General features: G+C 58.8%; 13 protein-coding genes. 2 read left to right on the plus strand and 11 right to left on the minus strand.

Annotation, left to right across the window (positions count from 1 at the left end):
* The first annotated feature begins 46 nt into the window (after positions 1-46).
* Complete coding sequence (locus BMZ70_RS18195; RefSeq protein ID WP_130301130.1) at positions 47-994, plus strand: toxin-antitoxin system YwqK family antitoxin; 948 nt, start codon at positions 47-49, stop codon at positions 992-994.
* A gap of 55 nt (positions 995-1,049) precedes the next feature.
* On the opposite strand, the gene BMZ70_RS18200 is transcribed toward BMZ70_RS18195, so the two are convergent.
* The 6 genes from BMZ70_RS18200 to BMZ70_RS18225 form a co-directional block, all read right to left on the minus strand.
* Entirely contained in the window at positions 1,050-2,057 is a 1,008-nt protein-coding gene (locus BMZ70_RS18200) for a YagK/YfjJ domain-containing protein (RefSeq protein WP_165403621.1), read from the minus strand.
* Positions 2,058-2,298: 241 nt separating this feature from the next.
* Positions 2,299-2,517: a helix-turn-helix transcriptional regulator gene (locus BMZ70_RS29330; RefSeq protein ID WP_092278034.1), complete on the minus strand. Its 219-nt coding sequence runs from the start codon at positions 2,515-2,517 to the stop codon at positions 2,299-2,301.
* Positions 2,518-2,593: 76 nt separating this feature from the next.
* Positions 2,594-3,601, minus strand: coding sequence for a hypothetical protein (locus BMZ70_RS18210; protein WP_092278036.1), 1,008 nt, complete (start codon positions 3,599-3,601; stop codon positions 2,594-2,596).
* Between the two features lie 232 nt (positions 3,602-3,833).
* Positions 3,834-4,541: a hypothetical protein gene (locus BMZ70_RS18215; RefSeq protein ID WP_130301128.1), complete on the minus strand. Its 708-nt coding sequence runs from the start codon at positions 4,539-4,541 to the stop codon at positions 3,834-3,836.
* Positions 4,542-4,600: 59 nt separating this feature from the next.
* Positions 4,601-5,566, minus strand: coding sequence for a hypothetical protein (locus BMZ70_RS18220; protein ID WP_092278040.1), 966 nt, complete (start codon positions 5,564-5,566; stop codon positions 4,601-4,603).
* A 95-nt stretch (positions 5,567-5,661) separates the two neighbouring features.
* Positions 5,662-6,162, minus strand: coding sequence for a hypothetical protein (locus BMZ70_RS18225; RefSeq protein ID WP_165403620.1), 501 nt, complete (start codon positions 6,160-6,162; stop codon positions 5,662-5,664).
* 97 nt (positions 6,163-6,259) lie between these two features.
* On the opposite strand from BMZ70_RS18225, the gene BMZ70_RS18230 reads away from it, so the two are divergent.
* Complete coding sequence (locus tag BMZ70_RS18230; protein WP_165403619.1) at positions 6,260-7,786, plus strand: sigma 54-interacting transcriptional regulator; 1,527 nt, start codon at positions 6,260-6,262, stop codon at positions 7,784-7,786.
* Here BMZ70_RS18230 and BMZ70_RS18235 read toward each other — a convergent pair.
* The 5 genes from BMZ70_RS18235 to BMZ70_RS18255 form a co-directional block, all read right to left on the minus strand.
* Positions 7,783-8,349 carry a hypothetical protein gene (locus BMZ70_RS18235; protein ID WP_092278046.1) on the minus strand — a complete coding sequence of 189 codons (567 nt, stop codon included), beginning with the start codon at positions 8,347-8,349 and terminating at the stop codon, positions 7,783-7,785. The genes BMZ70_RS18230 and BMZ70_RS18235 overlap by 4 nt on opposite strands.
* Entirely contained in the window at positions 8,346-10,451 is a 2,106-nt protein-coding gene (locus tag BMZ70_RS18240) for a serine/threonine-protein kinase (RefSeq protein ID WP_165403618.1), read from the minus strand. Before BMZ70_RS18240 ends, BMZ70_RS18235 begins: the two co-directional genes overlap by 4 nt.
* Positions 10,452-10,655: 204 nt before the next feature.
* Positions 10,656-11,051 carry a RidA family protein gene (locus BMZ70_RS18245; RefSeq protein ID WP_092278050.1) on the minus strand — a complete coding sequence of 132 codons (396 nt, stop codon included), beginning with the start codon at positions 11,049-11,051 and terminating at the stop codon, positions 10,656-10,658.
* On the minus strand, positions 11,051-12,211 hold the full coding sequence (locus BMZ70_RS18250; RefSeq protein ID WP_092278052.1) for an acyl-CoA dehydrogenase family protein: 1,161 nt from the start codon (positions 12,209-12,211) through the stop codon (positions 11,051-11,053). The genes BMZ70_RS18245 and BMZ70_RS18250 overlap by 1 nt, the downstream gene beginning before the upstream one ends.
* On the minus strand, positions 12,211-13,011 hold the full coding sequence (locus BMZ70_RS18255; protein WP_092278054.1) for an enoyl-CoA hydratase family protein: 801 nt from the start codon (positions 13,009-13,011) through the stop codon (positions 12,211-12,213). Before BMZ70_RS18255 ends, BMZ70_RS18250 begins: the two co-directional genes overlap by 1 nt.
* Positions 13,012-13,016: the final 5 nt, after the last annotated feature.

Below are 13,016 nucleotides of genomic sequence, written 5' to 3' on the forward strand. Positions count from 1 at the left end.
TTGCACAACAACCCAAGACCGGGGTAGCCCGGAAATAAGGAGCGCCATGCATCAACCTAAAACACCATTGAAATTAGCCACCTTCGTGGTTGCATCATTGAGCATCATCTTGCTACAGGGCTGTAGCCGTGAGATCGACGCACGGCAGGCGCACGTTGAGCGAGGCCTGATTTACAAGAAGGATGCCAGTGATCCGTTTAACGGCACGCTGACCAATGTAGGCGTAACCGACGTCGGCAAACGATACGCCGCACAGTACGGCGCGTGGGCGGGCAGTTGTAAGGTACCTGTGAGCGACGGTCAATTTGATGGGATTGCCGTGTGCCAGGACGCCAACGGCAAAAAGATCGGTGAATTCACCTACAGCAAAGGTCAGATCGATGGGCCTATGAAAATGTGGGCATCCGATACGGGCAACTTGATGATGTCAGCCACTATTCATGGTGGCGAGCCTGACGGCGTTGAAGAGCGCTATAACCCTAAAACTGGCAAGATCATCAGCCGTATCAACTATAGTGCCGGTAAGAAGGTTGGCGAAGAGAAGCTTTGGGACATTACCGGCGATACTTTGTTGACTGATCTGGTTTGGGAAAACGGGCGCAAGACTGGCGTATCACGCTCCGGCGCGTATGAGGAACATTACGTCGCCGGTATTTACGACGGCACATGGAAAACTTGCAATTTGAGCGACGCTGTTACCGGCGAAAAGCGCAGGGCGTATTTTTCAAAAGCACAGCTTTATCCTGCAATGGCTCAGCAGCTTGGCGGCACATACTTCTATGCCGCTATGGTAGATGACCCAGCAGACGTGATTTGCAAAGAAAAAGTCTACAAAAATGGGGTGGAGCAGGCAGCGATGCCTGCCCCGGCCAGCCCTAATTCTGAGGATGCCTGTTTTGAAGCCAAAGTGGCGGCATTTCGCAAAGAGCATGGCGACGACGCGCCTATCATGAACGACGTAATGCAAGAATGGGAAACTGGATGTAAGAAATGAGGTAATGCTATCGGCATAGTTAAAGGACAACCTGATTGCAGGTTGCCCTTTTTCTCTAATTTTCCGATTTACGTGGCCTACCACCTCCCCCTTTATTTTTCTTAATAATACCTTTCCCAAAAGAGCGCGCCCCAGCGGAGAGCTTGGCCTCCACATATTGCTCTAATTTGAAGAAATATTTCACAATACGCGTGAGATTTCCACGTTTTTCAGTGTCGTGGCTTTCAATACGGCCTACACCTATACCGACGCCGTGTGCTATCAGGTTATCAAGATACTTCTTGGAGTTCGCATTGAAGTACGTACCTTCACCATCTGTGATTTTTTTCCAGTATTCACCGATTTGCGACGCTATGAATTCATCTTTTTGAACATAGGCACCGTCAAGTATGATAATTAAGTGATAGTGGCCGCCAAGCGACTCGCCATCTTCAAATTTCCATACATAACCAAGCTCACGTTCGAAGAACTTATTGCTACGTCTGTCATTGAGAAATTTCGTAAACTTCTCTCTTATCTTAGCATGCTGCTTCAATCGTTCTATGCTTGTTAATTTTAAGTGAAGATCCAGCCTAATTATTACGGGGCGAGAGTGATTCTGAAAAATACTGTCCACATACTCAAGGACAGTCTTCTCATTTGCATTTTGCCTCTCACGCTTTCTATTAGATTTCTTCTTGAAGGACTTATTTTTAGTTTCAAACCTTATCTTGCCAACCAATTCTTTGAATTTTTCAAATGTAACTGGCTTATCGCCATTTACCTCTAAAGCAACATCATAGAAAAGTTGAATATGTGGCCCATAGATGCAATCTGGATCATGGCTCCGAATCAAACCAGTAATCGTCTGGTACGATTGAGTAATTGCATTTTCTTGCAGATCATTTTCATCATTTGCATTGATGATAGATTCAATCTGATAAGCAGCAGCTTTCTCGATGCTTCGAACGAATTGGTATATGCTGTACCAATAGCTTCCTGCATAGTTCTTTTCATTAATTATTAGGCATCGTCCATCCTCTAGGGTAATGTGAGGTTGACTATGGAAGTTGATAGCATCCATACAGAACTCATAGTTCTCGTTTATATCACTAGGATCATCCATTATTTCATTGTGTCTGCAATTACTTGTTAATACTTGTTAATAACATTAATAACCAAAACCCTGACCATGCGAAAACATCGACCTCATAGGGAGGTCGAAAAATTCCTTTACCGAATAACTCGATGAAATCCGTAACCTAGCGATTGCGGAGTTACGCGGTAAGGTGGTCACATATGGGATTAATTGAATCGCTGCTCGGCTACCGGCTTGCAGCGATGCGAGCTTGCAACCAAGCGTCTACCTCTGCCTCAACCCAACCTACTGCATGCGGGCCTAGGTTGATTGGGCGAGGGAAAGACGGATCGAAACGGGGCGACGACTTGGAAAGCTTGTCGTAGATGGTCGAGCGTGACAGAGAAAGACGCGCCATTAATTGTTTGCAACGGAGCATCTTCAACGAAGTAGAGAATTGCATCATAGTCCTTTAGAACGCCGGGCATACCGGCATGGAAAGGACTGTAAAGACTAATTTTGAGTAATGTTACGGTGTAAAATTACTCTGTATTTTCAGATTTTCTCTGTAGCCATTTCTCTATCCCCTTGTCACTTAACACGCTCCGTAGAAGGTCTTCTACTCCACGGGTCTCAAAAGGAGGAACTCCGGACTTCCACAGTTCAGGCGCTCTGACTTCTAAGTCATGGGTCCACGCTCTAGCGTCTTTGACTAGCTCCCTGATCTCTTTCCTGTACAACCACACAGCAGCCAACAGGGTTTCGAATCTCTTCCTAGCGTTGCTCGCAGTGTTTCCATGTTCAGGCCGCGCCGGAACTCCTGCCAGTTCTACTGCCGAGAAAATTGGCGTTTGAGGTAGCCCTTCTTGCAGACGCACAAGCTCGTCCGGCGTCACGAACAGATGGTCTATAGTAGTTTGTTCTACTGGCTCATCTTGCGAATCCACTCGAACCCATGCGCTCCGAAAACCGTTCTCACGAAATTGCAATGCCCCCTTATTCAGCATTTTTTCAAACTCGGCATCACCAACCTGTGCATTGATAATGTATCTCAAGTAGTCGGCCCTTGCCTCATCCAAACCCTCACGTTTTAGTTCAGTCAAAGCATTGGCCTTTGTCTGCGAAATTTTATCGAGCCGTGCTTTATTTTTCTCCGCGAGGCTTTCTTCAAAAGTCCTAGGCGCATGCTGCATGACGTCACGGGCGTAGTCAGGAGCGTAAAACCTCCACGGAACAACCCAGCCGACAGCTTCGATTCTTGCAAGATCTTGAGGAAAGATGCCAACACGGCATGACGCATCGAAGTAGCGCTCAAAGGGCTGGTCGAGGTCGATAAACGCACTTGATCCCTGCCCTGTTGGCCATGCAAACTCGCCAGCAGCTAGCACTGGCGCGAACACTTCCAGCAATCCAAGGGCTCCGAAGTGAAGTAGCTGATCCTTAGTGCAGCCAAGCATCTCGGCAGCTTTGGAAAGTCGAACGAATTTCATCATGCCCAAAAACTTATCGCTCTCGAGTAGCGACGCCGGTTGCAGCGGGAAGTTCGTCATTGTTTAGCGGGAAAGGACAGGTACAAGTTAGGTGATATCGGTACAAGTTGAGTGATCGTCACACAAGTTAGCCGATTACCGCTATTATCTCCCAGCCGTACCAATTGCAGCTGATGAAAAATTCAGCAACGCAATTTTTGTTGGTACTTTTGTTGGTATCTTTATCCGATCCCATCATTTTTCATAGGGAAATGTGATTCCAGTCGGGGGACCAGCAGCACCAACGGTTCTGTCAGAGGTTGGGGAGCAACAGTTGCTCTGCCAGCAGATCCGAGGCGGCCACAAGCGTGCCCCAGCTTTGCTCTCCCCAAGTCCAGCCCTCATTAATGACATAGCTGACTTCACGCTGCGTCCCCGGACCAGATTCCATATCGATCAGAATGCCGCCGCTGCTAATCTCTTGCAGCATCGATGGCGTCGTTAATTTGCGTACGGGCTGCCCTGGCTGCCACTCGGCAGTGGAAAAGGCAAGGAGTACTTTTTCTGCCGGACTGACGACTTGCTCCATCTCGCCGTTGAGCGTGAACGCCGCCACCGCGTTCCAGTCACATGCGCCTGACCAGGACGGCGCCGGCTGCGCCAGTCCTGTATAAAAGGGCGTCGTGGTCTGGTTAGCGATACCAATACCGGCAGGAAAATCGGTGCGCACCACCGAACCGCCGCCATCGGCGTTCTGAATCAAGACCTTTTCCCCCAGGCCTGCCTGGAACAGATTGCCGTGATCCAGCACGCCCCCGGCAGGCGCCACCCGCACGGCATATTCCGCCCTCCACTCGATCAGGTTGTTCTCCATGTACTGCTCAAAGGCCGCCCACAACAGCACTTCGCCGGTACAGCCGCAACGGACCGCCTTGAAGATATAGAGTTTGAATTTTTGCCGGTATAAAGCCTCGACAGTCTCCGCCGACAGTGTCAGCAGAATGCTATAGTCAATCATCATGGTCTCCTCGGATAGTCGAGCTAACCCGCCCTCCAGCGAGAGAAGGCGGGTATGCCACATCAGGCGGCCAGCGACAAACGCGGACGCAGCGTGTTGCTGACGTGGTTGCCCACGCTGTCAATCAGCAGCGGCGACAAGTCGGAGTTCGGCGCGATGGCCTGGCCCCAGGCCCCGCCGCCCCAGGACCAGCCGGCGTTGATGTCATAGACGATGCCGTCGCGTTTCTGCACGCCGGTCAGATCCGCCAGCAGGCCCTGGCCGATCGACTTGGCAACCACCGTACCGAGTTTCACCGTGCCGCTAACGAACATCAGGAATACCTTTTCTTCGGGGATGAACAGGTTTTCATGATTGCCGTACAGATTGAACGCGCACAGCGGCTGGGCTGCCGAGCCATCCGGCGGCACTTGAGCAATGCCGCTGGTGTACAGGGTCGAGGTGGTATTGTTGACCGAGATCGCGTTCTTCTGGCCGCCGTCCACCACTTGGCCCAGGCCGCCGTCGATCACGTTCATGGTTTCGCCGAAGGTGATCTCGTGCGTGTCGCTGGCGGTAATGATGCCTTTGGGGATAATTTTCGAGGTCGACACATACGCCGAATAGTCCTCGGTCCAGCTCAGCGTGTTGCTGGTGCTGAAGCCGTCGAAGGTGAACCAGGCGAGCGGCGCAGCACCGTTCGATCCGCCCTGCGACTTGACGCCTTTGAACACCACCAGCGTCGAACCTTGCAATGCCTGGACGGTATCGGCCGACATCGAGAACGCCACGGTGTAGGGGGTAGGCCCGCCTTCCACCTGCGCGCTGACGCCGGATGAAATAACAAAGCGCAGCTTCAGCTTCTTGGCTGCGGCTTGCAGCGGCGACACCGCCATCGGGTCGTCGCCCGTGACCGTGAAACCATCGCCGCTCACCAGCGGAGCAATGGTGTACTGGTAATCCTTATATTGAGTGGCGTCGATGACGCGCTTGACGTCGTTCTGGTTCAAGTTGCTGGTTTCGGCATGGAAGTAAACTACGTTCGGCATGGTGTTCTCCTTTTCACTCTGGTTGACGGCGCCGGATGCGCCGGTGAAGCTATGATGTGCCTGGTGCCCACGCCGCGCCATTACACGGCAGTACATCAGATAACAACCTCGGCCGCGCAACTGCCTTCCAGTTGAGAGCCGCGCACTATGCGGAAAGGCAAAGCGCCCAGTCGCAGCTCACCACGCCGCCGTTCGACCAAGTCGGGCAAACGCACGCCGTCGGGCAACGCACGCGCCAGCTGCGCGCGCGCCCGGTGCAACTGGATGTTCAGATGGGCAGGATCCAGTCCCAGCATGCGCGACAACTGAGCTGCATCAGTCCACCCCTGACTGCTGGGATCAAGACCGCGCCTGAAGTCGCTCAGGCGCCTGCGCGCCAGGGTGAGCAGGCTATAGTGATGAACCCGCTCACCGAGATCGATTTCACCGTCGTCGTCCCATGCCACCCGCAGGAAAGTGTGCTCTTCGTTAAGGCTGACAGTGAAATACAAGGCAGCGCTGGTGGGCGCCTGGCACGACAGATTATTCATGGCGATCTCCTTATGGTTGGCAAGGCGCGGCCTGTGCCGCGACCAGAGACGTTTATCAATTTCCATGCCACGTCTGCGCAGCGGCTTCCTGCCTCCGTGGCCATGTAAAACAACTGTCCCGGCATGTCAACGAAGCACGTTGACATGGCATAATCGACCGATCATGGACGATCACGACTTCACCTTGACCGAACCGCTGGCGCAGCTGCGCTCCAGTGGTCCGCTACCATTGGGTTTGACCGTGCTGTGGCACCCAGACTGGCAGCGCGTCGGCAGCCAATGTTATGGCCCGGCAGCGCCCGGCATCTGGGAGCTGCACCGCTACGCCCCGCTTTTTGGCGCGGCCCCGCTGGAGCACCGCAGCGTTTCGCGCGATCCGCTACTGCTGGAGCGGCACGCGGACCAGCGCGTGACGGTGACACCATCGGGCGGCCGTATGCCGGTCGAGGTGAATGGCGAGCCGCTTGTTGTTCCGCGCACCCTGAACGCGGAGGAACTGGGCGCTGGCGTCGTGTTGCGACTGGGCGCAGGCGTGCTGCTCTGCCTGCACTGGATGCATGGGCTACCGCAGCCGAACCGGATGCCGGAGCTGGTCGGTGTCAGCGCCGGCATCGCCGGTGTGCGCAGCTTGATCGAGCAGGTGGCCCCGACCTCGCTTCCGGTATTGGTGCTGGGGGAAACCGGGACCGGTAAAGAGCTGGTGGCGCGCGCCATTCACCGGCTCAGCGCTTGCAGCACAGGCCGGCTACTGGCCGTCAACATGGCCACGCTGGGGGAACACCTGGCGGCGGCAGAATTATTCGGCGCTACCCGCGGCGCGTACACTGGCGCGCAGCAAGAGCGCAGCGGGCTGGTGGGCGAGGCGGCGGACGGCACCCTTTTCCTCGACGAGGTCGGCGCCACGCCAGCGCCGGTTCAGGCCATGTTGCTGCGCCTTCTGGAGACGGGCGAATATCGCCAGGTGGGCGGCACGCGCAACCTGCAGTCCCGGGCGCGCCTGATTGCCGCCACCGACTTGAGGCTGGAAGCTCAAACCGGCATGCCGGCGCCGTTCAACCAGCCGCTGCTGAGACGGTTGGAAGCGTTCGTGATCGCCTTGTCGCCGCTGCGGGCGCGCCGCCAGGATATCGGCTTGCTCATCGTGCATTTCATCCAGGACCTACTGACCGAACGCGGCGCCGATGCACTGCCGTCCGATTTCATTAGCCGCTTGTGCAATCATTCATGGCCGGGCAATGTGCGCCAGCTGGCGCACGTGCTGCGGCGCGCCGAACTTGCGTTGTCAGCGAATGCCCCGCTGGATCCGGAACGTCTGCTGGCCCCGCTCAACCACGATTACCTGCCGGCTTTGGTCAAGACGGCGCCCCGGCCCGCCGCACCGCGCCGCATGCTTGAGACTGTCAGCGACGATGCCGTACTCACGGCGTTGGAACACAGCAACTGGTGCATCCGCAAGGCAGCGGAAGTGCTCGGCGTATCGCGTCCGTCGATGTATAAACTGCTGGCGCGCCACCCGCAGGTACGCCTGCCTGTCGCCATTCCGCCCCCGGAGCTGGCCGAAGCACTGGCGCGCCACGGCGGTGACACTGCGCGTGCCGCCGCCGCGCTCAAAACGCCGAGCGAGGCCCTGCGCCGCCACTTGCGGCAGGTGCAGCGCGCGGCGGACGCCATTGAGCAGGAACCGGCCTAGAGCGGCGGCCGGCTATTGGACGGGTGGCCACCGTCACCGACTTCGCTTTCAGGATCAAAGTAGAACACTCGATTAGTGGAGGCCGCACCGTTCCACTGGATCGACACGGTCAGCATAAATGACATTTCCCAACGACCGTCGCTGGGCCCGACGACGAGTTGATCCGACAATGTCTCTACCACTGTGAGCCATTTCTCCGGGGCCGCTTGTAGCGGAGGGGGAGCTGAACCACGTTCGCTTTGGCCGGAAAAGATATAGCAGGCTCCCTTGACGCCCAGGAAGGGTGACGGCGGTGCAAACATGGTCGGCACATTCTTGCCCACCTGCGTCACTTGCGGCCTCGTGAACAGACAGCATTCCGTCAGTTCGAAACCGCTGAAGCCGCCCGGCTTGACCAGACCGTTGCCCACAACCTCCACCGTCAACACCTCGCCATGCGCCAGCAGAATGGATCCCGCATGCGTGCCGAAGTTAGGGCGCGATTCCGGGATGAATACCCAGTTCAGTTTGCTACTGATTTGTTCTGCATCGAACGAGACACGCAAGGTGACAGGGTTGCTCATTTCAAGTTCTCCTTTAAGGAAGAGGTGGGTGTGGTATAGCGGGGGTCACGTCGTAATGCGATGAGTTCCGGGCTGGCGTCCACCAGGTGGGCAGGGTATCCGAGCGACCGTGCTCGTGCCAAACTGGCCAGCGCAGCATCGCGCCGTCCACTCAGCTCATACACTGTGGCAGCCCGAAACTGATTATCTGCGCTGGTTGGCGCGGCGCTCAGCGCGCGCGCAGTCCAGTCCAATGCTGCGCCGCTCTGCTCCAGATATGCCAGATACAGGCCCATACGCGACATCAGGGCCGCGTCGTGCGTCGTGCCCTGCAACTGCATGGCGAGCAGATCGGCCGCGCGGCGGTAGGCGTTGCGCGCATCGGGCGTGCGGCCGGGAAGCCAGCGCAACGCATCTGCCAGGTTCGCCCAGCGCAGGTAGTAACGCGGACTGCCTTTATCCGACGACACGGCGCGTTCAAACGCATCGGCCGCCGCAGGGTATTCGCCGCGCGCATAAAGTATCGTGCCCAGGTTGCTATACAGGCGGCCATCCGGCCGTAACTGTAAGCCTTGCTGCACTATCTGCAATGCCTCGTCGGAACGGTTCAGACGCAACAGCGTTGCGCTCAGGTTGGCATAGGCATAAACCGAGTCCGGCTCCAGCTGCAGACTATGGCGGAACGCGGCCTCGGCAGCGCGATAATCACCCTGCTGGTAGCGCAGGGTTCCCAGCAAGTCAGCAAGCCGCCGCTCGGTTGGCAAGGCGGCCATAGCCTCCCTGAGCAAGGCATCGGCCTCGCTCAACCGGCTGTCGGCAATCAACAAGTTGACGCGCCCGGCCAATGCCTCGAGGTTGCCAGGTTCCAACTCCAAAGCGCGCCGATAGTAGCGTTCCGCCTCTTTATATTTCCCCTCCAGCCTGGCGACGTCGCCGGAGGCTACATGGGCCAGCGCCAACTGATCGTCAAGCCGCAGCGCCTGCTGGGCGCTGGCACGGGCCCTTTCCAGCCAGGCCGGGTCACGACCGTCGCCACTAAAGCGCAGACAATAAGCCAGCGCCAGACCAGCGGCGGCTCCGGCATGCCTTGGCTGGCGCTGTGCCAATTCCGAAAAAACCTGGATGGCTGTGCCGATGCTGCCCTCCCGGTCAAAGTGACGTAACTCAGCCATGCCAGCCTGCATACCGGCGCGCGCCGACAGGATCGGCAGTACCGCGCTGCGCCAGAGTGATACCTGCCAGGCCAGCACGGCACACAGGCCTGCCGCCGCCAACATGCGCCACCGCATACGCCACAGTCGCTGCAGCATCGCACGCCAGCGCCACGCCGACGCAGGCTGGGGCGTCACCGCAGGCGACAGCATGCGGATGCGTTGGCGCAGCGCCTCCATGCTGGCTGGTCGCTGCCCCGGATCGGTGGCTGTCATTTCCCGCACCAGCAGCGCCAACGCCCCCTCCTGCTCGGGAAAGGCCCATTGTGCTGACGACGACTGCATCAGTGCCGCCGCCAACGCCAGCCCCTGCAACTGGGGAAAAGGCACGGTCCCGCTGATCAGTTCATAAAGCACCACGCCCAGAGCATAAATGTCGGCCTGCGCTGTCGCCGGCCGGCCACGCAGACGCTCCGGCGCAAGATAGGCCAGCGTCCCTTGGGGTTCCTGCGACAAGACGGAGGTCGTCGCTAGCGGGTCAACGTAGCGTGCCAGGCCGAAATCCAGAATCCGTACCACACCGTCCGATTGCAGCATGATGTTCGACGATTTCAGGTCGCCGTGTACCAAGCCTGCCGCATGGGCTTCCGCCATCGCCGCAGCCACCTGGTCGATAACGGCTGGCGCAGAAATCGGCAGCGGCCAGCCTTCTTGCAAGTACTTGCGCAGCGTATAGCCATTCACCAGCTCCATGACGATGGCCTGGCTATGGTCGGCAACATCGTCCACCGCATAGATGCGGACAAAAGCGGCATGGCTTAAAGACGCGTTAAGCTGCGCCTCGCGCAACAAGGCATCGGGGGGCAAACGTGCACCGGGCTTTAAGCACTTGATCGCCACGCTGCGCCGCAGCCGCTCATCCCACGCCTCGAAGACCTGGCCGAAGCCCCCCTCCCCCAGCAGCCGGCGCATATGGTAGGGAGCCAGAGGTGCAGCGGGCATGACAGGCGCTGGCGGCGAAAGAGTGGATGAGTCCATTGCAGAACTGACTGGATGGATGGAATAATGATTTAACCACAAGATCGCCGCGAAACATACAAACTTGCAAGATTGATGTAAGTGCAATACATTATTCCAGGCGTCTCCCACCAGGAAGATGATGAGACTGATGGCTATTCAATCCAGCGGCGCCATTGCCGTCACCTCGATTTCCACCTTGGCGCGGTCTTCCACCAGCGCCGCCACCTGCACCGCCGTCATGGCCGGGTAATGCGCGCCGATGATCTCCCGGTAGGCGCGGCCGATCTCCTTGTAGGCCGCCACGTATTCGTTCTTGTCGACTACGTACCATGTCATGCGCACGATGTGTTCCGGCCTGGCCTTGGCTTCGGCCAGCACGGCGACGATGTTGAGCAGCGCCTGGCGCACCTGGCCGGCGAAATCGTCGGTGTGGAACACGCCGTCGCCATCCCAGCCGATCATGCCGCTGACGCACACCATGCGGCCGCTGGCGGCCACGCCGTTCGAGTAGCCGCGCGGACGCGCCCAGCCTGGCGGTTGCAGTATCTCCATCATGCCTCCTTGAGCAGCTCGCGCGCGATGACCAGTTGCTGCACTTCGGTCGCGCCTTCGTAGATGCGCAGCGCGCGGATTTCGCGGTACAGGCTTTCGACGGTCTGGCCGCTGACGACACCGAGGCCGCCGAACATCTGCAACGCGGCGTCGATCACCTGCTGCGCGGTTTCGGTGGCGTGCAGCTTGGCCATCGCCGCTTCCTTGGTCACCTTGCCACCCTGGTCGCGCTGCCAGGCGGCGCGGTAGGTCAGCAGGGCCGAAGTGTCGATGCCGGTCGCCATCTCGGCCAGCTTGGCTTGGGTGAGCTGGAAGTCGGCCAGCACCTGGCCGAACATCTGGCGCGTGGTGGCGCGTTGCAGCGCTTCATCCAGCGCGCGCCGCGCGAAGCCCAGCGCCGCAGCGGCCACCGAGGTGCGGAACACGTCCAGCGTGGCCATCGCCACCTTGAAGCCCTGCCCTGCCTCGCCCAGCCGCTTGGCCACCGGGACGCGGCAATCGGTGAATTTCAGGCGCGCCAGCGGATGCGGTGCGATGACGTTGATACGCTCTGCAATCGTCAGGCCCGCTGCGTCGGCGTCGACGATGAAGGCGCTGATGCCGCGCGCGCCGGGCTGCTCGCCGGTGCGCGCGAACACCACGTAAAAGTCGGCGATGCCGCCGTTGGAAATCCAGGTCTTCTCGCCATTGAGTACGTAATGGTCGCCTTCCAGCACCGCCGCGCACTGCATGGCGGCGACATCGGAACCGGCCTGCGGCTCGGACAGCGCGAACGCCGCAATCGCTTCGCCGCGCGCCACGCGCGGCAGGTATTCCGCGCGATTGGCCTCGCTGCCAAACAGGCTGATAGCGCCGGAGCCGAGTCCCTGCATGGCGAACGCGAAGTCGGCCAGTCCGTTGTGGCGCGCCAGCGTTTCGCGGATCAGGCAAATGGCGCGCGTGTCGATGCTCTCGCCGATGCCGCCGTGCGCGGTGCCGCCGATGGCGTGACGCAGCCAGCCGCCCTCGCCAAGCTGGCGCACCAGTTGGCGGCAAGCCGCGTCGACGTCATCGCCATGTCCATGTGCGATATGCTGCGCGGCCCACGCATCCAGCGCCTGCTCCAGCGCGGCGTGGCGCGGATCAAAGAATGGCCACGCGAGGTAATTCTTGTCGCTCATCAGTTGCCCTCGAACTGTGGTTTTTGCTTCGCCACGAAGGCATGGTAGGCGCGATGAAAATCCTGCGTCGCCATGCAGATGGCCTGCGCCTGCGCCTCCGCTTCAATGGCTTCATCCACGCCCATATTCCACTCCTGCTGCAGCATCTTCTTGGTCATGCCGTGCGCGAATGTCGGGCCGTTGGCCAGCGACTGCGCGTAGTCGCGCGCCGCATCCAGCAAGGCTTCCGGCTCCTGCACGCTGTTGAAGAAGCCCCAGCGCTCGGCCTCCGTGCCGGACATCGAACGGCCGCTGTACAGCAGTTCCGCCGCCCGTCCCTGCCCGATCACGCGCGGCAGCAGCGAGCAGGCGCCCATGTCGGCGCCTGCCAGGCCCACGCGGGTGAACAGGAAGGCGGTCTTGCTGCGTGCCGTGCCGATGCGGATATCCGACGCCAGCGCGAGAATGGCGCCGGCGCCGGCGCACACGCCGTCCACCGCCGCGATGATGGGCTGTGGGCAGGCGCGCATGGCTTTCACCAGATCGCCCGTCATGCGCGTGAAGGCCAACAGGCCGGGCATATCGAGCTTGGTCAGCGGGCCGATGATCTCATGCACATCGCCGCCGGAGCAGAAGTTATCGCCGGCGCCGGTCAGCACCACCGCCTTGATTTCGTTATCGTAGGCCAGCGCGCGGAACAGGTCGCGCAGCTCGGCGTAGGAGTCGAAGGTGAGCGGATTTTTGCGCTCGGGGCGATTCAGCGTCAGCGTGGCGACGCCGCCGCTGGACTCGAACAAAAAATGACTGGGCGTGTACTGCATGGTGG

The organism is Duganella sp. CF402, assembly GCF_900109645.1.
In the GTDB taxonomy this organism is placed as follows: domain Bacteria; phylum Pseudomonadota; class Gammaproteobacteria; order Burkholderiales; family Burkholderiaceae_D; genus Rugamonas.